Source organism: Streptomyces sp. CNX435, from assembly GCF_059570575.1.
This window is the reverse complement of sequence record NZ_JCANTA010000001.1, coordinates 337,893-360,870: the sequence shown is the minus strand read 5'-3', so window position 1 is coordinate 360,870 and position 22,978 is coordinate 337,893. Positions and strand designations below refer to the sequence as shown.

At 72.3% G+C, this 22,978-nt stretch carries 18 protein-coding genes; 6 read left to right on the top strand and 12 right to left on the bottom strand.

Translation table 11 applies throughout. The features are described 5' to 3' along the window. Positions 1-2 precede the first annotated feature (2 nt). The 3 genes from T328_RS01445 to hemE all read right to left on the bottom strand — a co-directional run bounded on the left by T328_RS01445 (position 3) and on the right by hemE (position 3,898). Positions 3-1,643: an alpha/beta hydrolase gene (locus T328_RS01445; protein ID WP_496493928.1), complete on the bottom strand. Its 1,641-nt coding sequence runs from the start codon at positions 1,641-1,643 to the stop codon at positions 3-5. 142 nt (positions 1,644-1,785) lie between these two features. After that, positions 1,786-2,520 (bottom strand): TIGR04222 domain-containing membrane protein, encoded by a 735-nt coding sequence (locus tag T328_RS01440; protein ID WP_496493927.1) that lies wholly within the window; start codon positions 2,518-2,520, stop codon positions 1,786-1,788. A 301-nt stretch (positions 2,521-2,821) separates the two neighbouring features. Next, positions 2,822-3,898 (bottom strand): uroporphyrinogen decarboxylase, encoded by a 1,077-nt coding sequence (hemE, locus tag T328_RS01435; protein WP_496493926.1) that lies wholly within the window; start codon positions 3,896-3,898, stop codon positions 2,822-2,824. Positions 3,899-4,079: 181 nt separating this feature from the next. Here hemE and T328_RS01430 point away from each other — a divergent pair, with 181 nt between their 5' ends. The 6 genes from T328_RS01430 to T328_RS01405 all read left to right on the top strand — a co-directional run bounded on the left by T328_RS01430 (position 4,080) and on the right by T328_RS01405 (position 11,442). Further along, entirely contained in the window at positions 4,080-4,775 is a 696-nt protein-coding gene (locus T328_RS01430) for a DUF3000 domain-containing protein (protein ID WP_496493925.1), read from the top strand. Between the two features lie 174 nt (positions 4,776-4,949). After that, on the top strand, positions 4,950-5,642 hold the full coding sequence (locus T328_RS01425; RefSeq protein ID WP_047018647.1) for a response regulator transcription factor: 693 nt from the start codon (positions 4,950-4,952) through the stop codon (positions 5,640-5,642). A 103-nt stretch (positions 5,643-5,745) separates the two neighbouring features. Beyond that, on the top strand, positions 5,746-7,005 hold the full coding sequence (locus T328_RS01420) for an HRDC domain-containing protein (protein ID WP_496493924.1): 1,260 nt from the start codon (positions 5,746-5,748) through the stop codon (positions 7,003-7,005). A 615-nt stretch (positions 7,006-7,620) separates the two neighbouring features. Beyond that, positions 7,621-8,841, top strand: coding sequence for a thiolase family protein (locus T328_RS01415; RefSeq protein ID WP_496493923.1), 1,221 nt, complete (start codon positions 7,621-7,623; stop codon positions 8,839-8,841). Beyond that, positions 8,838-10,970 carry a 3-hydroxyacyl-CoA dehydrogenase NAD-binding domain-containing protein gene (locus T328_RS01410; RefSeq protein WP_496493922.1) on the top strand — a complete coding sequence of 711 codons (2,133 nt, stop codon included), beginning with the start codon at positions 8,838-8,840 and terminating at the stop codon, positions 10,968-10,970. The genes T328_RS01415 and T328_RS01410 overlap by 4 nt, the downstream gene beginning before the upstream one ends. Before the next feature lie 82 nt (positions 10,971-11,052). Next, on the top strand, positions 11,053-11,442 hold the full coding sequence (locus tag T328_RS01405; protein ID WP_496493921.1) for a PIN domain-containing protein: 390 nt from the start codon (positions 11,053-11,055) through the stop codon (positions 11,440-11,442). Between the two features lie 6 nt (positions 11,443-11,448). Here T328_RS01405 and T328_RS01400 read toward each other — a convergent pair whose 3' ends face one another. The 9 genes from T328_RS01400 to ngcE all read right to left on the bottom strand — a co-directional run bounded on the left by T328_RS01400 (position 11,449) and on the right by ngcE (position 22,686). Beyond that, positions 11,449-12,060 carry a Uma2 family endonuclease gene (locus T328_RS01400; protein WP_496494300.1) on the bottom strand — a complete coding sequence of 204 codons (612 nt, stop codon included), beginning with the start codon at positions 12,058-12,060 and terminating at the stop codon, positions 11,449-11,451. A 106-nt stretch (positions 12,061-12,166) separates the two neighbouring features. Further along, positions 12,167-14,134, bottom strand: a complete 1,968-nt coding sequence (gene dxs, locus T328_RS01395) for a 1-deoxy-D-xylulose-5-phosphate synthase (RefSeq protein WP_496493920.1) — start codon at positions 14,132-14,134, stop codon at positions 12,167-12,169. Between the two features lie 218 nt (positions 14,135-14,352). After that, positions 14,353-15,672 carry a sugar ABC transporter permease gene (locus T328_RS01390; RefSeq protein WP_496493919.1) on the bottom strand — a complete coding sequence of 440 codons (1,320 nt, stop codon included), beginning with the start codon at positions 15,670-15,672 and terminating at the stop codon, positions 14,353-14,355. Further along, on the bottom strand, positions 15,669-16,460 hold the full coding sequence (locus T328_RS01385; RefSeq protein WP_496493918.1) for an ATP-binding cassette domain-containing protein: 792 nt from the start codon (positions 16,458-16,460) through the stop codon (positions 15,669-15,671). The genes T328_RS01390 and T328_RS01385 overlap by 4 nt, the downstream gene beginning before the upstream one ends. Positions 16,461-16,580: 120 nt before the next feature. Continuing rightward, positions 16,581-17,690 carry a sugar ABC transporter substrate-binding protein gene (locus T328_RS01380; protein WP_496493917.1) on the bottom strand — a complete coding sequence of 370 codons (1,110 nt, stop codon included), beginning with the start codon at positions 17,688-17,690 and terminating at the stop codon, positions 16,581-16,583. A 136-nt stretch (positions 17,691-17,826) separates the two neighbouring features. After that, positions 17,827-19,026 carry an ROK family transcriptional regulator gene (locus tag T328_RS01375; RefSeq protein WP_496494299.1) on the bottom strand — a complete coding sequence of 400 codons (1,200 nt, stop codon included), beginning with the start codon at positions 19,024-19,026 and terminating at the stop codon, positions 17,827-17,829. A 220-nt stretch (positions 19,027-19,246) separates the two neighbouring features. Continuing rightward, positions 19,247-20,185, bottom strand: a complete 939-nt coding sequence (locus tag T328_RS01370; protein WP_496493916.1) for a carbohydrate ABC transporter permease — start codon at positions 20,183-20,185, stop codon at positions 19,247-19,249. 22 nt (positions 20,186-20,207) lie between these two features. Then, the gene (locus T328_RS01365; protein ID WP_496494298.1) at positions 20,208-21,203 is read right to left on the bottom strand and encodes a carbohydrate ABC transporter permease; all 996 of its coding nucleotides are present in this window, start codon (positions 21,201-21,203) and stop codon (positions 20,208-20,210) included. 64 nt (positions 21,204-21,267) lie between these two features. After that, positions 21,268-22,686: an N-acetylglucosamine/diacetylchitobiose ABC transporter substrate-binding protein gene (gene ngcE / locus T328_RS01360; protein ID WP_496493915.1), complete on the bottom strand. Its 1,419-nt coding sequence runs from the start codon at positions 22,684-22,686 to the stop codon at positions 21,268-21,270. Positions 22,687-22,978 lie beyond the last annotated feature (292 nt).

The following is a 22,978-nucleotide window of genomic DNA, read 5'->3' as shown; positions in this document are numbered from 1 at the left end:
GCTCAGCCGTCCGCCGGGCCGCCCGCCCCCGGTGCCACGGACCGCTTCCCGCCCCGCACCGCCTTCGGCTCCGGGTGCGGCGCGCAGGTCACGTCGCCGGGTGCGCGGCCGGTGCGCAGATACCTGTCGACGTGCTTGTTGACGCAGTCGTTCGCGCCGCCGGCGAGCCCGTGCGACCCGGCGTCCTTCTCCGTCACCAGGTCCGCCGAGCCGCCCAGCCGGCGCGCGAGTTCCCGCGCGCCGTCGTACGGCGTGGCCGCGTCGCGCTCGGCGGCGAGGAGGAGGACCGGCGGCAGTTCGCCGGCGTCGGTACGCACGTCGAGGGGCCGCTGCCGCGGCGCGGACCAGAACGCGCACGGCAGGTTCATCCAGGCGTTCTCCCACGTCTCGAACGGCGCGACGCGCGCGAGCCGGCTGTTGTCGCGGTCCCAGGTCTTCCAGTTGGTGGGCCAGGGCGCGTCGTTGCACTCGACGGCGGTGTAGACGGCGTTGCCGTTCTCCTCCGCGGCGTTGTCCGCCGGGTCGTCGGCGGCGAACTCCACGAGCGCCCCCGGCTTGCCCGCCAGGTAGTCCGCGAGCGCGGTGGCCGCCGGCGCCCAGTAGGCGTCGGCGTACGCCGCCTGCAGGAAGCCGGCCTGCAGCTGGGCGGTGCCGACCCGGCCGCCGGCGGGCTTCTTCTCGATCATCCTGCGGGCCTGCTCGTACGCCGCCGCCACCTCCCGCCGGCTGCCGCCGAGGTGGTAGACGTCGTCGTGCCGGGCGACCCACCGCTGCCAGTCGGCCCAGCGCTCCTCGAAGGCGGCGGACTGGCGCAGGTTGTTGCCGTACCAGATCTGCCGGGGATCGGGGTCGACCGGGCTGTCGAAGACCATGCGGCGCACGTGGCCGGGGAAGAGCGCGGCGTACAGGCTGCCGAAGTAGGTGCCGTAGGAGGCGCCGAGGTAGGTGAGCCTGCGCTCGCCGAGCGCGGCGCGCAGCACGTCGAGGTCGCGGGCGTTGTTGAGGGACGTGTAGTGCCGCAGCCCGGCGTTCTCGGCGCAGCCGTCGGCGTACGCGCGCGCTTGGGCGATACGGGCCCTCTTCTCCCGCTCCGAGGGGCGCTCGGAGGTGTTCGACGGCGCCTTCATGAACTTGTCGGGGTGCTGGCAGGACAGCGCTCCGGAGCGGTCGACGCCGCGCGGGGCGTAGCCGACGAAGTCGTACACCTCGGCCAGCCGCCGCCACTCCGGGGACCGGCTCAGCAGCGGGAAGTAATTGCCGGAGGTGCCGGGGCCGCCGGGGTTGAAGACGAGCTTGCCCTGCCGCTCGGCGCGCGGGCCGGTGGCGCCGACGTGGCTGACGGTGAGCTTGAGCTGCCGGCCCCCGGGGCGGGCGTAGTCCAGCGGCACGGTGACGGTGCCGCACTCGACGGGCGCCGGCAGCCCCTCCGCGGCCGGGCACGCGCCGAAGTCGACGCCGGCCCTGGCGGCGCGGGCGGCGGCGACGGCGACGCCGCGAGCCTCGGGGCCCTCGGCGGCCCGGGACACGGAGACGGGGGCGGGGGTTCTCGTCCCCGTGTCCCGGGCGGCGTCGGCGGCGGGGGCCGTGGCGAGACCGGTGAGAGCGAGCGAACCGAGGATTCCGTACAGCACTGCAGCTCTCACGAAGGACCCTTCTGGCGCGACGAAAAGCCGCTCGATGACGGCGCGGGCAACGAGGGAGAAAAGAGGGTAAAAGTGATAATTCTCGGCCGAGTTGCTGATGTAAAGGACCCCGGCGGGGGTGTCGCGGCGCGTCGGCAGCGGCCTACCGCGCGAGCGCGGCGCGCATCTCCGGGTCGGGGAGCGCGGCGGGGCCGCGCACGGCGAGCCCGGTCAGCAGCGAGTCCGCGGCGTCGAGGGTGGCCAGCAGCCCGCGGCCGTCGGGGGTGGCCCAGCGGGTGTACTCGCCGACCTCCAGCCGCGCTATCGCCAGACAGCCGCAGACCAGTATCAGCGGCAGGACGAACCAGCCCGCGATCGGCTCCTGCTCCGGCGCCCGCAGCGCCAGCGCGGCGGTGCCGGCGCCGAGCACCACCAGCCCCGCGACCCGCACGTGCCGCACCGCGGCGCGGACGGCGGACCGGATCGGCTCGGGCACCGCGAGCCCGGCCGCGGCGAGGCCGTCATCCAGGTCCCGCAGCGCGTCGGCGGAGCAGGCGGCGGCCCGGATGGCCGGAATCGTGCCCTGGCCCCCGGGCCCGGCGGCGGCGATCACCGCACGCTCGACGGGGTCGCGCCCCTCGGGGTCGACGACGGTGGCCCAGCCGGTGTGCGCGAGCAGCAGCCGCCGCTCCCGCGCCAGCGACACGAGGGTGACGTCGACGACCCGGCCCGGACCGCCGGCGAGGAAGGCCGCCTCGTACAGGGTCAGCTCACGCGCCCCGCGGACCTGCGCCGGCGCGGCCTCGGGCTGCGCCGCGGCGACGGAACCGACGAGGACCAGACGTCCGCACGTCAGCAGCGCGGCCGCCCAGGCGACGAGCGCGAAGCACACCCACATGGCGGTGTTCTACGCGATCGGGGGCACACGGCGCCAGCCCTATCTTTCCGAACGCCGCCGTGATAGCGGGGTGTTGCGCGCCACCACTGCCGGGCCGCCTGCGCCGGCCCCGGTGGACGCGGCCGGCGCGGGCGGCCCGGATGCCGCATCCCGGGCGGGAGCGGCACGCCAGCCTCAACCGGCTCGATCTACCGCCCGGCGGCCAGGCGAAGGCCACGGCCGGCGGCAGCGCAACCGGGGCGCCGGCCGCGACCCGGCGTGCCCCGGACCTCTTCCCGGCCTGCCGCCGTCGGCGGCAGGCTCAGCGGGCCGAGGACTCGTGCACGTACTCCACGAGCCGCGTCAGCGCGTCCGGGTCGGTCGTCGGCAGCACGCCGTGCCCGAGGTTGAACACGTGGCCCGCGAGCCCCGCCGCCGCCTGCAGCACCTCGCCGGCCCTGGCCTCCATCGCCGCGCGCGGCGCGAACAGCGCCGCCGGGTCGAGGTTGCCCTGCAGCGCCTTGCCGGGGCCGACGCGCCGCGCCGCCTCGTCCAGCGGCACACGCCAGTCGACGCCCACGACGTCGGCGCCCGCCTCGCCCATCGCGGTCAGCAGCTCGCCGGTGCCGACGCCGAAGTGGATACGCGGCACGCCGTACTCCGCGACCGCGGCGAAGACCTCCGCCGAGGCGGGCAGGACCGCGCGCCGGTAGTCGGCGGGGGCGAGCGCGCCCGCCCAGGAGTCGAAGAGCTGCACGGCGGAGGCGCCGGCCTCGATCTGCACCCGCAGGAACGCGGCCGTGATGCCGGCGAGCCGGCCGACCAGCTCGGCCCACAGCTCCGGCGCGCCGTACATCATCGCCTTGGTGTGCTCGTGGTTGCGCGACGGGCCGCCCTCGACCAGATAGCTGGCCAGCGTGAACGGCGCCCCGGCGAAGCCGATCAGCGGCGTCGCGCCCAGCTCCGCCGTCAGCCGGCCCACGGCCTCGGTCACGTACGGCACGTCGTCGGGCTCCAGCGGACGCAGCTGCGCGAGGTCCGCGCGGCTGCGGACCGGCTGGGCGACGACGGGCCCGACGCCCGGCTTGATGTCCAGGTCGATCCCGATGGCCTTGAGAGGGACGACGATGTCGCTGAAGAGGATGGCGGCGTCCACCCCGTGCCGGCGTACGGGCTGCAGCGTGATCTCGGTGACGAGGTCGGGCCGCCGGCACGAGTCCAGCATGCCGATGCCCTCGCGCAGCCGCCGGTACTCGGGCAGCGAGCGGCCCGCCTGGCGCATGAACCACACGGGGGTGTGCGGCACGGGCTCGCGCCGGCACGCGCGCAGGAACGCGGAGTCGGCGGCCGGTCCGGCAGAGGCGGTCACCGCAGGTGCAGTCGCCGCGGGGGCTGTCATCGAAGGGGCGGTCGCCGCAGGGGCTGTCGCCGCGGGAGCGGCGCCGGCGTCGGGCGTTGCGGCGGGGCGGGGGGCACTGTCGGCACTCACCCCCGCATCTTCGCACGCGCGTGGGAGTCGAGATCCGGCCAGCCGGGTGTCCCGCAACGCTTCCGCGCGCCGCGCCCCCTAGTCTTCCGGCATGGTTGCGGCTCCTGGACACCTCGTCGACGAACCCGATGGACGCCCGGACGGCCAGGAGGCGGGCGGCGCCCTGCCACCCCCCTTCCGGCGGGCCGTCGAGGCGCTGGAGTCGGCGGCGGTGCGCCCCGAGGTGGCGCTGCAGGCGACGCGGGCGCCGCGGGGCATCGCCCCGTTCGCGTACGCGCTGGAGGCGGAGATCGAGCAGGGGGCGGCGGAGGACGTCGAGCCCGCCGACGGCCGGCTGGTGCTGCTGCACGACCCGGACGGGCAGGACACCTGGCGCGGTACGTTCCGCTTCGTCACCCTGCTGCGCGCGGAGCTGGAGCCGGAGATGGCCGCGGACCCGCTGCTGCCGGAGGTGTGCTGGTCCTGGCTGACCGGCGCGCTGGACACCCGCGGCCTCGGCTACGGCGAGCCCGGCGGCACGGTCACGCGCGCCTCCTCGCACTACTTCGGCGGGCTCGCGGAGCGCGGCACGACGACGAAGATCGAGATCCGGGCGTCCTGGACGCCGCGGCCCTCGCGCGCGGCCGGGGACGGCGCCCCGGACGCGGCCGGGCACCTGGCGGCGTGGGTGGAGATGCTGTGCCAGTGCGCCGGCCTGCCGCCGTCGGCGGCGCCGCCGGCGGCCGAGGAGCCGGACACCGCGCCGATCGTGCCGCTGCCACAGCGCCGCGGCCCGCACAAGCGCTGAGCGCAGTCGATCGCCCATCCGAATTGTCCGTTTTTTCCTCACTCGTCCGTGATCATTGTCTAAAGCCCCTCCGGGCTCCTGCCGAAGACGTGAGAGACCTTCCGTACGCGACACGGAACGTCCCGGCTCCCCCAAGGCCGGCCCCGTCCCCGCACCACCGTCTGGAGGGACCTGGTGTCTGTTCTCCTTGAGCAACCCACAAGCCTGGTCGCCTACCGCCCCAACAAGCCGACGGCCATGGTCGTCGTGGCCGACCCCCGCGTACGCTCGACCGTCACCCGCCACCTGTGGGCGCTGGGCGTGCGCGACGTGATCGAGGCGTCGTCCATCGCGGAGGCCCGTCCCCGGATCGCCAACCCCCGCGACATCTGCGTCGCCGACGTCCACCTGCCCGACGGCTCCGGACTCACGCTGCTCTCCGAGGCGCGCTCCGCGGGCTGGCCCAACGGCCTCGCGCTCTCCGCCGCCGACGACATCGGGGCCGTACGCAACGCCCTCGCGGGCGGCGTCCGCGGTTACGTCGTGACCGGCACCCGCACCGGCATGGGCCTGCCGACCCGCCCGAACGCCGCGCACATCGGCGCCGCCGCCGGCCGGCTGCACCACCGCCGCCCGCCGGGCTCCCCCGGCGCTGGCGGCAACTCCGGCCCGCCCGGACACCCCGGCGGGTACCGCGAGCTGTCCGGCCGCGAGGTCGAGGTACTGCGGCTGGTGGCGGAGGGCCAGTCGAACAAGGCCATCGGCGTCTCGATGGGGCTGTCCGCGCTGACCGTCAAGAGCCACCTCGCCCGCATCGCACGCAAGCTCGGCACGGGCGACCGGGCCGGCATGGTGGCGGTCGCGCTGCGCACCGGCATCATCCACTGACCCGGGCCCGGGTCAGGCCCGCCCCGGCAGCCGCGCGGCGCCCGTCGACGGAACGTTCCGTCGACGGGCGCTGTCGTGCACGACTCACAGATACCCTTGTCACGTGACCGACGCCCAAGAAACCGCAGCAGAGGACAGACTCCCCGCACCCGGAGCACCGACCTCCGGATCGGCGCCGGTCCCCCTTCTCGAGCCCCGCGAGGGCATCCCGCCCGTCACCGCGGACGCCGGGGCGCTCGACGCGGTCGTCCGCGCCTTCGCCGCGGGCAGCGGCCCGGTCGCGATCGACGCCGAGCGCGCCAGCGGCTACCGCTACGGGCAGCGGGCCTACCTCGTACAGCTGCGCCGCCAGGGCGCGGGCACCGCGCTGATCGACCCGGTGGCCTGCCCGGACCTCTCCGGCCTCGCGGCGGCGATCGGCGATGCGGAATGGGTTCTGCACGCGGCCACCCAGGATCTGCCGTGCCTCGGCGAGATAGGCATGCACCCGGGCGCGCTGTTCGACACGGAGCTGGCCGGCCGGCTCGCCGGCTTCCCCCGGGTCGGGCTCGGCGCGATGGTCGAGAACGTCCTCGGGTACGCGCTGGAGAAGGGCCACTCCGCCGTCGACTGGTCGACCCGGCCGCTGCCCGAGCCGTGGCTGCGCTACGCCGCGCTCGACGTCGAGCTGCTCGTGGACCTGCGGGACGCGCTGGCCGAGGAGCTGACGGCGCAGGGAAAGCTGCACTGGGCGGAGGAGGAGTTCGCGGCGATCGCCGCGGCGCCGCCGCCGGAACCGCGCCGGGACCCCTGGCGGCGTACGTCGGGGATGCACAAGGTACGGCGCAGGCGCCAGCTCGGCACCGTACGGGAGCTGTGGACGGCCCGGGACCGCATCGCGCAGCGGCGCGACATCTCGCCGGGCAAGGTCCTCGCGGACACCGCCATCGTGGAGGCGGCGCTCGCCATGCCGACGTCCACCCGGGCGCTGGCCGCGCTGCCCGGCTTCGGGCACCGCATGGGCCGGCGGCAGCTGGAGCAGTGGCTCGCCGCGGTGGAGCGCGCCCGCGCGCTGCCGGAGTCGGAGCTGCCGCAGCCGGGGCTGCCGCTGAACGGCCCGCCGCCGCCGCGCGCGTGGGCGGACAAGGACCCGGCCGCGGCGGCGCGGCTGTCGGCGGCACGGGCGGCGGTGACGGCGCGCGCGGAGGAGCTGGGCCTGCCGCAGGAGAACCTGATCGCGCCGGACACGGTGCGGCGGATCTGCTGGGAGCCGCCGAAGGAGCCCACCGCTCAGTCGGTGGCGGCGGACCTGACCCGCCTGGGCGCCCGCCCCTGGCAGATCGAACAGGTCACCCCACTCCTGACCGCAGCGGTCCAGGACTGAGAGGGGCGCCCGGCGAGGCCTGACGCCCGGGCCGAGACCACGGGTCGGCGCAGCCCGGGAGACCGGCCGAGACCACGGACCGGCGCCCGGCGCAGCCGCGGCGCACGACCCCGCCCGGCGCGCCGGCCACCCCCGGCAACCGCGAGTCGTCGGCATGCCCACACGTGCCGCGCCCGGCGCAGCCGTGGCGCGCCCGGTGTCCAGCCCCTTCCCTTCGTCCCCGCCCCCGGCGCCGGACGGTCCCGCCGCCCCACCAACGCCCCCGCACCCTCACCCGGCGCAGCCGTAGTGCAGCGTTCGCTCGACGCGCGCCGACCGCTTCCCGGCCGCAGGACGCCGGCACACCCCGCGCGGCACGCCGGCCCGGCACAGCCGTGGCGTGGCGTGGCAGTCCGGCGCACCACCCCCCCTCCGTCCCCGCCCCGGTGCCGCACGGCTCCCGGCTCCCCCACCCCCCGCACCCGGTAGGGCCCGCCCGGGGAGGGCACTGTGAGGCACACCTCCGGGCGGGCCCCTGGGCGCCTGCTGTTACCCACGAGTAGGATGACCCCAGAGCAGCGCCGCTCCGGCGACGCCGGCACCACGAGAACCCGCACCCCCTCCGGAGGAGAGCCCGTGCCTCGTACCGCAAGGGACGTCGTCTTCGTCGACGGCGTCCGGACCCCGTTCGGCAAGGCGGGCCCGAAGGGCATCTACCACGAGACCCGCGCCGACGACCTCGTCGTCAAGTGCATCCGCGAGCTGCTGCGCCGCAACCCCGCCCTCGACCGCGCCGCCGTCGACGAGGTCGCCGTCGCCGCCACCACCCAGATCGGCGACCAGGGCCTGACCATCGGCCGCACCGCCGGCATCCTCGCCGGCCTGCCGGCCACCGTGCCCGGGTACTCCATCGACCGGATGTGCGCCGGCGCCATGACCGCCGTGACGACGACCGCCGCCTCCACCGCCTTCGGCGCGTACGACATCGCCGTCGCCGGCGGCGTCGAGCACATGGGCCGGCACCCGATGGGCGAGGCCGTGGACCCCAACCCGCGGTTCGTCTCGGAGAAGCTCGTCGACGAGTCCGCGCTGTTCATGGGGATGACCGCGGAGAACCTGCACGACCGCTTCCCGCACCTGACCAAGGCGCGCGCCGACGAGTACGCGGTGCATTCGCAGGAGAAGGCCGCCAAGGCGTACGCGAACGGGCGCATCCAGGCCGACCTGGTGCCCATCTCCGTCCGCCGCACAAACGAAGAAGCCGGCGAGACCGGCTGGGGCCTCGCCACCCAGGACGAGCCGATGCGTCCCGGCACCACCCTGGCGAACCTCGCGACGCTCAAGACTCCCTTCCGTGCCCACGGCCGGGTCACCGCCGGCAACGCCGCCGGGCTCAACGACGGCGCCACCGCCTCCCTCATCGCCGCCGAGGACGTGGCGCGGGAGGCCGGGCTGCCGGTGAAGATGCGGCTCGTGTCGTTCGCCTTCGCCGGCGTGGAGCCCGAGGTGATGGGCATCGGCCCGGTGCCGTCCACCGAGAAGGCGCTCGCCAAGGCGGGCCTCGGCATCTCCGACATCGGTCTGTTCGAGATCAACGAGGCGTTCGCCGTGCAGGTGCTGGCGTTCCTCGACCACTTCGGCATCGCCGACGACGACGCCCGCGTCAACCAGTACGGGGGCGCCATCGCCTTCGGCCACCCGCTCGCCTCCTCCGGGGTGCGGCTGATGACGCAGCTGGCGCGGCAGTTCGAGGAGCAGCCGCAGGTGCGGTACGGCATCACCACCATGTGCGTCGGCTTCGGCATGGGCGGCACGGTCATCTGGGAGAACCCGCACTTCGAGGGGGCAGGCAAGTGAGCAGCAGCACCGCGGAACTTCTCAGGGGCGCCGCCGAACTCTTCCCGGACGAGGTCGTCACGCAGGCGCACGTACGCCACCTCGACCTGCCCGGCGGCGCGGGCCGGTTCGCGCTGATCACCCTCGACAACGGCTTCGACCACACCAAGCCGACCACCTTCGGCCCGCAGTCGCTCGCGCACCTCGACGCGGCTCTCGACCAGGTCGAGAAGGAGGCCGCGGACGGCGACATCGTGGGCGTCGGGGTCACCGGCAAGCCGTTCATCTTCGCCGTCGGCGCGGACTTGAAGGGCGTCGAGCTGCTGAAGCGGCGCGACGAGGCGCTGGCCATCGGCCGGGGCGGGCACGACGTGTTCAAGCGGCTGGCCGGCCTCGCCGTGCCGACGTTCGCCTACTACAACGGCGCCGCGATGGGCGGCGGCGTCGAGGTCGGCCTGCACTGCACGTACCGCACGGTCTCCCGCGCGCTGCCCGCGTTCTCGCTGCCGGAGGTCTTCCTCGGGCTGGTGCCGGGCTGGGGCGGCTGCACGCTGCTGCCGAACCTGATCGGTGCGGACCGCGCGGTCACCGTCGTGATCGAGAACTCCCTCAACCAGAACCGCCAGCTCAAGGGCAAGCAGGTCTACGACCTGGGCATCGCCGACGCGATCTTCGAGGGCGCCGACTTCCTGGAGCAGTCCCTCGCCTGGACCGCCGCCGTCCTCGGCGGCGAACTGGAGGTCGTACGCCCCGACATCGACCGCAGCGAGACCTGGGACGCCGCCATCGAGCGCGGCCGGGCCATCGCCGACGACAAGGTGCACGGCGCCGCCCCCGCGGCGTACCGGGCGCTGGACATCATGGCCGCGGCCAAGAACGGCGACCTGCGGCAGGGCTTCGCGGCCGAGGACGAGGCGCTGGCCGACCTGATCATGGGCGGCGAGCTGCGGGCCGGCATCTACGCCTTCAACCTCGTGCAGCGGCGCGCCAAGCGGCCCGCCGGGGCGCCGGACAAGAGCCTCGCCCGGCCGGTCACGAAGGTCGGCGTGGTCGGCGCCGGGCTGATGGCGTCGCAGCTGGCGCTGCTTTTCGTCCGCCGCCTCGAAGTGCCAGTCGTGCTCACGGACATCGACCAGGAGCGCATCGACAAGGGCGTCGCCTACGTCCACGAGCAGATCGACATGCTGCTGCTGAAGGGCCGGGTGAACCAGGACGCGGCCAACCGGCTCAAGGCGCTGGTCACCGGTTCGCTGGACAAGGCCGCGGCGTTCGCCGACGCCGACTTCGTCATCGAGGCCGTCTTCGAGGAACTCTCCCTCAAGCAGCGGATCTTCGCCGAACTGGAGGAGGTCGTCCCGGCGGAGGCGATCCTCGCGACGAACACCTCGTCCCTGTCGGTGACCGAGATGGCCGCCGGGCTCAAGCACCCCGAGCGGGTCGTGGGCTTCCACTTCTTCAACCCGGTCGCGGTCCTGCCGCTGCTGGAGATCGTACGGGCCGAGCGCACCGACGACGCCTCGCTGGCCACGGCGTTCGCCGTCGCCAAGAAGCTGAAGAAATCGGCCGTGCTGGTCAAGGACGCTCCGGCGTTCGTCGTCAACCGCATCCTGACCCGCTTCATGGGCGAGGTGCTGGGCGCCGTGGACGAGGGCACGCCGGTGGAGGTCGCGGACCGGGCGCTGGCGCCGCTGGGGCTGCCGATGTCGCCGATCGTGCTGCTGGACCTGGTCGGCCCCGCGGTCGCCCACCACGTCGCGGGCACCCTCGCCGCGGCGTTCCCGGACCGCTTCACGCCGTCGGCGAACCTGGGCCGGGTCGTCGAGGCGGGCAAGCGGACGCTGTACGTCCATGACTCCGGCAAGCCGGAGCTGGACCCGGAGGTGGCGGCGCTGTTCGAGGTCGGCGACACGGTGCTGACGGAGGAGCAGGTACGCGACCGGGCGCTGGACGCCATCGCGCAGGAGATCCGGCTGATGCTGGACGAGGGTGTGGTGGCCGAGGCCGAGGACGTCGACCTGTGCCTGATCACCGGCGCGGGCTGGCCGTTCCACCTGGGCGGCATCACGCCGTATCTGGACCGGGCGGGCGTGAGCGAGCGCGTGACGGGCCGCCGGTTCCTGTCGCCGGGTGCCGCCAGCGTCCCGGAGTAGCGGCTGGTACGTCCCCCCGTGCCCCGGCCGCAGCGGCGGCCGGGGCACGGGTGTGTCGTACGGGCATGGGAGGCTGGGCGGCATGAACGCACCGCTCCCCCTGCTCGTCGTGGACGCCGCCAACGTCGTCGGATCGGTGCCGGACGGCTGGTGGCGCGACCGGCACGGGGCGGCGGAGCGGCTGCGCGACGGGCTCGTGCCGTACGGCGAGACGGGCGTGGCGGGGTTGCCGGGGCCGGTGGAGGTGGTGCTCGTCGTGGAGGGCGCGGCGCGCGGCGTGGCGGAGGTGCCGGGGGTACGGGTCGTCGCGGCGGACGGCAGCGGGGACGACCGGATCGTGGCGGTCGTCGCGGAGGCCGCGGAGCGGGACCCGGGGCGCCAGATGCTCGTGGTCACGGCGGACCGCGCCTTGCGCGACCGAGTACACCGCCACGGCGCGGCCACGGCGGGCCCGCGCACGGTGCGGCCGTGACGGCGCTTACGCGCCGTCTTCCTCATCCGGATCGAGTGACGTGAGGTCGATGTCGACGGGGAACGGGGCCGACACCTTCAGGCGGTCGCGGAAGACACACGCCGTGGCGTATGCGCCGATGGTCGGCTCCAGCTCGAAGGCATGCACCACGGCGCGCCCCCCGTCGTTCTCGACCCGCCAGTAGTGGGGGATACCGGCCCGCGCGTACTTAGTGGGCTTCGTCTCGCGGTCGCGCGTCACCGACTCCGCGCACATCACCTCGACGGCGAGCACCACGGCTTCCGCTGGAACACGCGTCAGCGCCAGGTCACTGGCCGCATCTCGGCGGACCGCGAGGACATCTGGCTCGGGGCGGTTCTGGCGATCGACGTCGATGGTGAACTCCCGCATCACCCGGAGATCGCGAGGAGCGGCCGCGGCCAGCCGGCTCCTGAAGAGATCCACCACGAGCATGTGGAAGAAGGTCTGCGGACTCACGAAGACGAGGCTCCCGTCGATCAGCTCCGTGTGCGGAGGCAGATTCGGGAGCCGGTCCAGGTCGTCAGCGGTGTATCCGCCCACGGGCGGCGTCGGCCAGCTCGGGGCGGGCTCGTCGGCCTTCTCGGGCTGCACGGTCATCGGTACTCCCATGGACGCGAGTCTCGCCGGTCCGTCCAGCGTATCGGCCGGGAACCGGAGCGCACCGCACGTACGGGTGAGCGAGCCGTCCGCGTTGACGCGCGCGTCAGTCCCTGGCGACCTCGGGCACCGTGCCGTCCCCGGGGCCCCCGGCCGTGATGTCCTCGCCCGCGCGCCGGTCGAGCCCGGCGACCAGGCCGGTGACCTGGCGGGCGATGTCCGGCGCCGTCAGTCCGATCTCCGCCAGCACCTCCTTGCGGGAGGCGTGGTCGAGGAACCGCTCGGGGATGCCGAAGTCGCGCAGCGGGATGTCGACGTCCGCGTCGCGCAGCGCCTGCGCGACGGCGGAGCCGACGCCGCCGCTGCGGATGTTGTCCTCGACGGTGACGACCACGCGGTGCCGCGCGGCGAGCGGCGGCAGTTGCTCGTCGACGGGCTTGACCCAGCGCGGGTCGACGACCGTCGTCGTGATGCCCTGCTTGTCGAGCAGGTCGGCGGCCTCCAGGCACATCGGCGCCAGCGCACCGACGGAGACCAGGAGTACGTCGGGGCGCTCCGCGCCCTCGGTGCCGCCGGCCGGCTCGCGGAGCACGTCCATGCCGCCGACCCGGCCCACCGCGGGGACGGCGGGGCCGACGGCGCCCTTGGAGTAGCGCACGACGGTCGGCGCGTCGTCGACGGCGACGGCCTCGCGCAGCTGGGCGCGTACCTGGTCGGCGTCGCGCGGGGCCGCGATGCGCAGCCCGGGGACGACCTGGAGGATCGACATGTCCCACATGCCGTTGTGGGACGCGCCGTCGCTGCCGGTGACGCCGGCCCGGTCCAGGACGAACGTCACCCCGCAGCGGTGCAGCGCGACGTCCATCAGCACCTGGTCGAAGGCGCGGTTGAGGAACGTGGCGTAGACGGCGAAGACCGGGTGCAGCCCGCCGGTGGCCAGGCCGGCGGCGGAGACCGCGGCGTGCTGCTCGGCGATGCCCACGTCGTAGACCCGGTCGGGGAAGGCGTCGGCGAACTTCTGCAGGCCCACCGGGCGCATCATCGCGGCCGTGATCCCCACGACGTCGTCGCGCTCGTGGCCGATCCGTACCATCTCGTCGGCGAAGACGGAGGTCCAGTCGGCGCCGCCGGCGGCCACCGGCAGCCCGGTGTCCGGGTGGATGACGCCGACCTGGTGGAACTGGTCGGCCTCGTCCCGGCGGGCGGGCAGGTAGCCGCGGCCCTTCTCGGTCAGGCAGTGCACGATGACGGGGCCGCCGAAGCGGCGGGCGCGCTGCAGCGCGGACTCGACGGAGGCGATGTCGTGGCCGTCGATGGGGCCGACGTATTTCAGCCCCAGGTCCTCGAACATGCCCTGCGGCGCGATGAAGTCCTTCAGGCCCTTCTTGGCGCCGTGCAGCGTCTCGTACAGCGGCTTGCCCACCACGGGCGTACGGTCCAGCAGTTCCTTGCCGCGGGCGAGGAAGCGCTCGTAGCCCTCGGTGGTGCGCAGGGTGGCGAGGTGGTCGGCGAGGCCGCCGATGGTGGGGGCGTACGAGCGCTCGTTGTCGTTGACGACGATGACCAGCGGGCGGTCCTTGGCGGCGGCGATGTTGTTGAGCGCCTCCCAGGCCATGCCGCCGGTGAGCGCACCGTCGCCGATGACGGCGACCACGGCCCGGTCCGCGTGCTCGCCACCGCGGACCTCGTTCGCCTTGGCGAGGCCGTCCGCCCAGCCCAGCACGGTGGAGGCGTGACTGTTCTCGATCACGTCGTGCTCGGACTCCGCCCGCGAGGGGTAGCCGGACAGGCCGCCCTTCTGCTTGAGCGCGGCGAAGTCCCGGCGGCCGGTGAGCAGCTTGTGGACGTAGCTCTGGTGTCCGGTGTCCCACAGCACCCGGTCGCGGGGCGAGTCGAAGACCCGGTGCAGCGCGATGCTCAGCTCCACCACGCCGAGGTTGGGGCCGAGGTGGCCGCCGGTGCGGGCGACGGACTCGACGAGGAAGGTGCGGATCTCCGCGGCCAGCCGCTCCAGCTGCTCGGGACCGAGCCGGTCCAGATCGCGCGGTCCGTTGATACGGGTCAGAAGTGCCACCCGTGCCTCCTTGCTGTCGCAGCCTGCCTTCGGGCCGTACGGCCACGGGCCCGACGGCCACGCGGAGGTGCCCGGCCCGAAGCGTCCGGTCGAGTCTAATGTTCCCGATGTCCGGCCGCTGATCCGACAGTGCGATGTATGCCACACGTCCGCACCAACGCGCCCCCGTGCCGGGGTCGGCACGGGGGCGCGGCGGCGGGTGGCGGGCGGGGCGTCGGTCAGGCGCGTCCGGCCGTCTTCTGGGTGCGGCGGGAGACGGAGTCGATGACGACCGCCGCCAGCAGCACCGAGCCGGTGATCATGTACTGCACCGGCGCGTCGATGCCCTTGAGCGCCAGGCCCGACTGGATGGACATGATGACCAGCACGCCGAGCAGCGCGGACCAGCTGCTGCCGCGGCCACCGTAGAGGCTGGTGCCGCCGATGACGGCCGCCGCGATGGCGTTCATCAGCAGCGTGCCGCCGCCCGCGCCCTGGTTGGCCGCGGCGATGGTGGAGGCCATGAAGAGGCCGCCGACCGCGGCGAGCGTACCGGAGACGGAGAAGACCGCGATCCGCATCAGGTCGACGTTGATGCCCGCCCGGCGGCTGGCCTCGACGCTGCCGCCGAGGGCGAAGATCCGCCGGCCGAAGCCGGTGCGGCGCAGCACGAAGTCCGCGCCGACGACCACGACGAGGAAGATGAGCAGTGCCAGCGGCAGGCCCTTGTACTGGTTCAGCACGTACGCCGGGACGAACGCGAGCACGGCCAGGACGGCCGTACGCATGATGATCTCGCTCATCGGCCGCGACGGCACGCCGGCCGCCTCGCGCCGCTTAGCCCCGAAGTACGCGGCGGCGAAGTAGCCGCCGACGGAGATCGCCGCGAGCCCGTAGGCGGCGGCGACGTCGGTGAAGTAGTACGTGGTGAGCTTGGCGACCACACCGTCGGAGTCGAGGTTGATGGTGCCGGTGCTGCCGAGGATGTAGAGCATCAGGCCCTGCCAGCCGAGCAGGCCGGCGAGGGTGACGACGAGCGGCGGGACGCCGATCCGGGCGAAGAAGAAGCCGTGGAAGGCGCCGGTCGCGGTGCCGACGAGGATGGCGAGGATGATCGCCGGGACTTCCGGCATCCCCTCCTGGACGGCCAGCACGGCGAACACCGCGCCGGCCAGGCCGCTGACCGAGCCGATCGACAGGTCGATCTCGCCGAGCAGCAGCACGAAGATGATGCCGACGGCTATCAGCCCGGGCCCGGCGATGTCGATGGAGATGTTCGACAGGTTCTGCGCGGACAGGAAGGCGTCGTCCAGGCCCTGGAAGGTCGCCATGATGATGATCAGGCCGACGATGACCGGGACGGAGCCCAGCTCGCCCCCGCGCATGCGGCGCTTGAACTCGGTCAGATAGCCGGCGAAGCCCTGCTCGCGTACGAGCAGCCGGGGGTCGACGGCGGTGACCCCGTCCTTGGCGACCTCCGGTGCGGAGTCGGCGGGGGCGCTGGACTTCCTGAGGTCGGGCTTCCCCGAGTCGGAGCCCTCGATCTGCTCGGTGCTCACTTCTCTGCCTCCGCGCTGCTGCGCGCCGAGCGGCGCGTCACGGCGTTGTCCGTGGCGCCCGTGATGGCGGCGACGATCTCTTCCTGCGTCGTGCTCGCGACGTCGAAGACGCCGTTGTTACGGCCGAGCCGCAGCACCGCGACCCGGTCGGCGACGGCCCTGACGTCCTCCATGTTGTGGCTGATCAGCAGCACGGCGTGGCCGCGCTCGCGCAGCCGCTCGACGAGGTCGAGCACCTGGGCGGTCTGCTCGACGCCGAGGGCGGCGGTGGGCTCGTCGAGGATGACGAGCTTGGGGTCGCCGAGGAGCGAGCGGGCGATGGCGACGGTCTGCCGCTGGCCGCCGGAGAGGGAGGCGGTGGGGATGCGGACGCTGGGGATGCGGATGGACAGGGTGGTGAGCAGCTCGCGGGAGCGGCGCTCCATCTCGACCTCGTCCAGGACGCCGACAGTGCGGATCTCCTGGCCGAGGAAGAGGTTGCCGACGACGTCGAGGTTGTCGCAGAGCGAGAGGTCCTGGTAGACGGTCGCGATGCCCAGGTTCTGGGCGTCGTGCGGCTTGTGGATGCGAACGGGGCGGCCGCCCCACTCGATGCGGCCGTCGTCGATGGCGTGGACGCCGGCGACGGTCTTGACGAGCGTGGACTTTCCGGCGCCGTTGTCGCCGACAAGGGCGACCACCTCACCGGCGCGGACTTCGAGATCGACGTCGGTGAGTGCCTGGACGGCACCGAACCGCTTCGAGATCCCGCGCAACGCCAGCACGGGCGTAGCGGACACGTGAACCATCTCCTACAGGGGGATAGGCGTGGGCAAGATGAGGCCCGGGTGCCCGGGGCTCCGCCGGCAGCGGGAGTTGAGATGGCGGGACCCCGGGCACGCGGGTGGCTTTTCACCGGCGTGAGCGGCTCACTGCAGGCCGATGTCCTTGCAGGCGGCGGCGAACTTGCCCGAGCAGATCTGCTCCATCTTCCACAGGCCGTCCTTGACGACCGTCTCCTTGATGTTGTCCTTGGTCAGCGGGATCGGGTCGATGAGCACGGCGGGCACGCCCTGCTCGGACCCACTGTCCACGGTGCCGGTCGCGACGGAGTCGACCTTCTCGCCGCGGGCCAGCTTGACCGCCATCTCGGCGGCGGCGTCGGCCTCCGGCTTGTACGGCTTGTAAACGCTCATGTACTGCTCGCCGCTGACGATGCGCTGCACGGCCGCCAGCTCCGCGTCCTGGCCGGTGACCGGCGGCAGCGGGTCGAAGTCGGCGGCCTTCAGGGCGGTGATGGCGCCGCCCGCCATGCCGTCGTTGGCGGAGTAGACACCGATGATGTTGTCCTTGCCGACCGAGGAGATGGCGCCCTTCATGTCGGAGTTGGCGTTCTCCGGCTTCCACTCCTTGACGTCGTACTCCTTGCCGACGTTGACCTTGCCGTCGAGGACGGACTGCGCACCCTCCTTGAACATCGCGGCGTTCGGGTCGGTGACGGAGCCGTTGAGCATGATCACCTCGCCGTCCTTGGCCCCGTCGCCGAGCGCCTCCAGCAGGGACTCGGCCTGGACCTGGCCGACCTTGTGGTTGTCGAAGGAGGAGTAGCCGCTGATCGGGCCCTCGGCGAGGCGGTCGTACGCGACGACGGGGATGCCGGCCTCGTCCGCGGCCTTGACGCCCGTGGCGATCGACTTGTAGTCGACGGCGTCCAGGATCAGGGCGTCGACGTCCTGCGTGATCATGGTGTCGACCTGCTGCTGCTGCGTGTTCGCGTCCTGCTTGGCGTTGTTGTAGATGACGTCGGTGCCGGGGGCCAGCTCCTCGATCTTCTTCTCGATCAGCGGCCGGTCGAAGTCCTCGTAGCGCGCTGTCTGGTCCTCCGGCAGGAGGAGACCTATCGTCAACGGCCCGTCGTTCTTCTTGTCTCCGCTGTCGGAGTCGCTGTCGGCCTCCTCAGCGCTGCCACAGGCCGCGATGCCGACGGTCATGGTTACGGCGGCCAGTGCGACTGCCGCACGGCGCAGATAGGTGTGCACGGTCGAACCTCCCTGACGTGGCCGCGCCGTCGCGGCCGAGGTGTCAGGTAGTCAACTCGCCCGTAACCATGTCGTCAAGAAGTAAATGCTTAACGAGACGGAAACGATCCGGTGGTTTCTCTATGTGAACTCAGCGCTACGTGAGAACGGGGGTGGGAGCCGGCGCGGCGCCGTCAAGGATCGAACGGTCCCCCATCTCGCTCAGCACCAGCGCCAGCGCCCCGAGCACCTCCGCCCGGCTGCCGAGCGCCCCGGAGGCCAGGTCCAGCTGGCGGGCGGCGCTGGGGATGGCGTAGCGCGCGACGGACTCCCCTATGGGCGCGAGGATCAGCTCCCCCGCCTCGGCGAGATCGCCGCCGAGCACCACCCGGCTGGGGTTGAGCAGGTTGCACAGGCTGGCCACGCCGCTGCCGATGTTCCGGCCGACGTCGGCGATCACCCGCCGGCAGCCCGGGTCGCCGTCCCGGGCCAGCTGCACCATGCGCTCCACGGTCAGCCCGGGGCCGTGGCTGGCCTCCAGCAGGCCGAGGACGTAGCGGCCGGCGGTGAAGGTCTCCAGGCAGCCGCGGTTGCCGCAGCGGCAGACGGGGCCGGACTCGTCCAGCGTGATGTGCCCTATCTCGCCGGCCGTGCCGCCGGGTCCGCGGTAGAGCTGCCCGTTGATCACCAGCCCGGCGCCGACGCCGCTGGCGACCTTGATGTACGCCACGTCCTTGGCACCCCGGCCGCTGCCCCAGACCAGCTCGCCGAGCGCCCCGAGGTTCGCGTCGTTGTCGACGTACACCGGCACGGCGAGGCGGGACTGCAGGTCGTCGCGCGGGTTGGTGCCGGTCCAGCCCGGCAGTATGGCGGTGGAGCCCAGCACGCCGGTCTCGGTGTCTATCGGCCCGGGCACCCCGAGCCCCACGCCGACGACCTTGTCCGCGGGCACGTCCGTGGCCCCCACGAGCCGGGTCACCAGCGCCTCCGCCCGGTCCAGGCCCTGGGTGGCGGAGGCGTCCACGTCGATCGGCTCGGACTCCTCGGCGAGCACCTGGTGCGCCAGGTTCCCCACGGCCACCCGCAGGTGCGTGTGCCCGAAGTCCACCCCGACGACGATCCCGGCGTCCCCGCTCAGCGACACGGCCCGGGCCCGCCGCCCGCCGGCGGAGGTCGGCGTGACGCTGACGGTCCCGCTCTCCTGCAGCTCGCGGACGATGTTGGAGACCGTGGCGGCGGACAGCCCGGTGCTCCGCGCGATCTGCGCCTGCGTGAGCGAACCGGACAGTCGCACGGCGCGCACGACGCGCTCGAGGTTTGCCCGGTGCAGCGAGGACTGCGAGCCCGGAGTCTCCACCACGGCCATCCACTCCTGGTTCGGTGGGAGACACGACGGCCCCCTACCTCCCGGGTCACGCCGACGGGACCCGGATCGCCTACAACTTGTGAAGTCTAGGCTCGACGGCCATGGTTACCGCCGTCAAGACCTTGACGGCGTGACTATTCCGTAACCCGCAAACGTCCACGGTACCGAGCCCGTCCGACCGGGCGCCGAAGTGCCCCCGGGCCAGGGGGGATTACTTCACCGCGCCGGCGGTGAGGCCCGCCTGGACCTGGCGCTGGAAGATGGCGTAGACGATCAGGATCGGCAGCGCCGCCATCATCAGGCCCGCGAACAGGCGGCCGTAGTCGGAGCGGTAGCCCGCCTGGGCGAAGAGGAAGCCGACGCCCTGGGTGAGGACGTAGTCGTCCTCGTCGCCCTGGTTGAGCGCGAAGGGCAGGACGTACTGGTTCCAGTGGCCGAGGAAGTTGAAGATGCCGACGCTGACCAGGCCCGGCCTGGCCATGGGCAGCATCACCTGGAAGAAGATCCGCGAGTGCGAGGCGCCGTCGATCTCGGCGGCCTCGGCGACCGACGAGGGCAGCGTCCGGAAGAACGTGGTCATGAAGAAGATCGTGAAGGGCATCGAGTAGGCGATGTAGACCATGATCAGGCCGTGCCGGGTGTCCAGCAGCGACAGGTTCTTCATGACGAAGAACAGCGGCACGAGCGCCATCACCACGGGGAAGGCCATGCCGCCGACGAAGGTGAAGTAGATGGCGCGGTTGCCGCGGAAGTCGAAGCGGGCCAGCACGTACGCCGCCATCGAGCCGAACAGCATCGTGAGCGGCACGGAGAAGATCACGATGACGAACGAGTTCAGCGTGTAGCGGCCGATGTTCGCCTTCGACCAGGCGTTGGACCAGTTCTCCCAGTGCAGGCCGTCCGGCAGCCCCCACGGACTCGCCAAGATGTCGGCAGACGGCTTGAAGGCCGTCATCAGCGCCCAGATCAGCGGCCCGGCGGCCAGCACCGCCCACAGGACGAGGAAGCCGTGCGAGAAGACGTTGAGCACGGCCCCCTCGATGCTCCGCTCCGGCTTGAGCAGGGACGAGCTCGACTTCTTCGCCTTCGGGTCCTCGTCCGAGGGTGCCCCGGCGGCCCGCGGGGTGTCCGTGGGATCGGCAGTGGTCATGGAGTGCTCTCCCGGGTCGCGCTCAGTATTCGATGCGGTCGCGGCGGCGGCCGACGGACAGGGCGGCCACGGCGAGGAGCATGGTGAGGATGAAGAGGCAGACGCCCATCGCGGCGCCGCGGCCCGCCTGAGCCTGGGTGAAGCCGGTCTGCCAGAGGTAGACGCCGAGGACCTGGGTGGAGTCGTCGGGGCCGCCGGGTCCGATGGTGATGATGTTGACCACGGCGAAGGACTCCGCGCCCAGCGCCATGATGCCCATGTAGACCCAGCCGGTCTGCACCGTGTCCCGGATCAGCGGCAGGGTGATGCTGAAGAACGTCCTGGCCCGGCCCGCGCCGTCCAGCAGCGCCGACTCGTTGATCTCCTTGGGAATCTGCCCGATGGCGGCCGAGAAGAGCACGACGAAGAAGCCGACCATCGCCCAGCACATGACGATCATCACGGCGAACAGCGCGAAGCGCCGCTCCCCCAGCCAGCCGTTCTCCGGCGACAGCGAGGCCGGAAGGATGGCTTCGAGCACGCCGATGCCGGGCGTGAAGATGTAGCCCCAGAGCGCGGCGATGACCGCGATGGAGAGCGCCTGCGGGAAGAAGTAGAGGATCTTGTACGCCTTGGCGCCCACGACCCCCGACACCGCCTCGCCCCGCCGGCCGCGGCCACCGAGGTTGATCATGAAGGCGAAGAACAGGCCCAGGCTCAGCGTGACCAACGGCACGGCGAGGGCCAGGATGAGGTTGTTCCGGACGGCGGCCCAGAACCGCTCGTCGTCCATGAGCCGGGTGAAGTTCTCGAACCCGACCATGTTGAAGTCGCTGCTGAGGCCGGACCAGTCGGTGAACGAGTAGAAGAAGGTCTGGACGAACGGCGAGATGACGAACACCGCGTACAGGCCGAACGGGATCACCAGGAACCCGAAGACGAACCGGTACTTGACGTAGGTCCGGTAGCGCGGTGAGGACCGGAAGCCCCCCGCGCCCGCCTTCGGCGATCCGGCGGATCGCCGTACTGTCCTGGTCACGGCAGGGTCGTCGACCGTCATCCCGCCAGCTCCGTCTCGCTCGCTCACCGACTGGACTCGCCGCTCAGTGCTTGTACTTCTTGATGCTGTCGTCCTTGGCGGCGTCGTCGGCGATCTGCTGGATCTTGTTGACCGCCTCGCCCGGGCTCGCGTCGCCCTTCATCATGTCGCCGAGGACGAAGACGACGTGCTCGCGCCAGGTCGTCGGGTACCAGTCGGGGAACCGGGGGTTGAGGAAGTTCTCGCCGGCGGCGTCCATGAGCCCGATCGCGCTCGTCAGACCGGTGCCGAACTGGAGTCCCTCCTCCGAGCCCTCGACGCTCGCCAGCGAGGAGACCAGCTTGGAGAAGCCCGCGGCGGACTTCTTGGTGAGCATGTTCCGCAGGAACTCGAGCCCGCCGTTGACGTTCTTCGCCTTCGCCGGAACGATGTACGGCTCGCCGGCCTGAGCCCAGATCGTCTCGAACGGCATCGCGTCCGAGCTGTCCAGGTTGGGCGACGGGGACACGGTCATCTGGAAGTCCTCGGGGGTGGTGTCCTTGGACTCGTTCTCCACCCAGGAGCCGTTGGGGATGAACACGGCCTTGCCCTCGGTCCACTTGGTCTGCGACTCGGTGTGCTTCCAGCCGCCGGAGCCCTCAAGGATGTACCCCTTGGCGTGGAGTTCGTAGTGCGCCTCCAGGACGCTCTTGACCGAGTCGTGCTTCCAGGCGTTGGGCTCGAAGTTGTCGATCGCGTCGAGCACCTCGACGCCGCCGACCTTGCCGATCATCGGCAGCATGCTGAAGCCGAGGTACTGGGGGTAGACACCGGTGTACGTCCAGCCGGCGATGCCCTCCTTCTTCGCCTCGGCGCAGACCGCGAGCATGTCGTCCCAGGTCTTGGGATATTCCCAGCCGTGGTCGTCGAGCATCTTCTGCGAGTACCAGATGCCGAACACCGAGTACGCGATGTTCATCCGGTAGCACTTGTCGTCCCCGTACTGACCCATCTCGACCGTGCCGGGGCGCAACGTGTCCGCGACGGTCTTCGACGGGTCTTCGATGGACGGTGCCTTCAGCAGCGGCGTCATGTCCGCGAGTTGCCCCTGGGCGATCAGCGCGGGCACGTCCATCGCCTCGTCGCCCGAGTTGTTGATCACGTCGGGCGGATCACCCGCGGCCATCCGGCCCTGCACCTTGGACTGGATCTTGACCGTCGAGCCAATCGTGACCTTGGCGTACGCCTTCTCGTAGGCCGCGGCGTCGTCCTCGACGTACTTCGTGCCGAAGCCGCCGTCGAAGATCAGTAGTTCCAGCGGGGCGTTCTTGTCGACAGCCAGCGGGTTCTTCTCCGTCTTGTCACCCTTGGCGCCTCCGTCGTTGCCGTCGTCACCGCCACTCGCACACGCCGACAGAGCGCCGACGGTGGGTACGGAGATCAAGCCGAGCGCCATGGCCTGCTTGACGAGATCGCGGCGACCGACTTCCGAGGTAGATCCCATGCTCAAGTCCTCACTTTCCAGGACTCAGGCGGTGTACCGGGTCCCCGACGCCACACGCCGGTAGTTGAAGGGGGCCGATTACCGCGGTCGGTGATACGTGAGTGGTTCTGGGTCATGCTCCGGAGGGCAGGGGGAGCCGCCGGGTCCGGACAGGTATAGTCCACTCGCCACCGTCCGAGCAAGATCAAATACAAGGTTCGCCGTCAGTCTTTCCCGAGTTGAGACCTGGGTCAACCGGTATCGAGAAGGGCCGCGCCACCTGCATCCCCACGGTGACGCGGCCCTCAGTGGT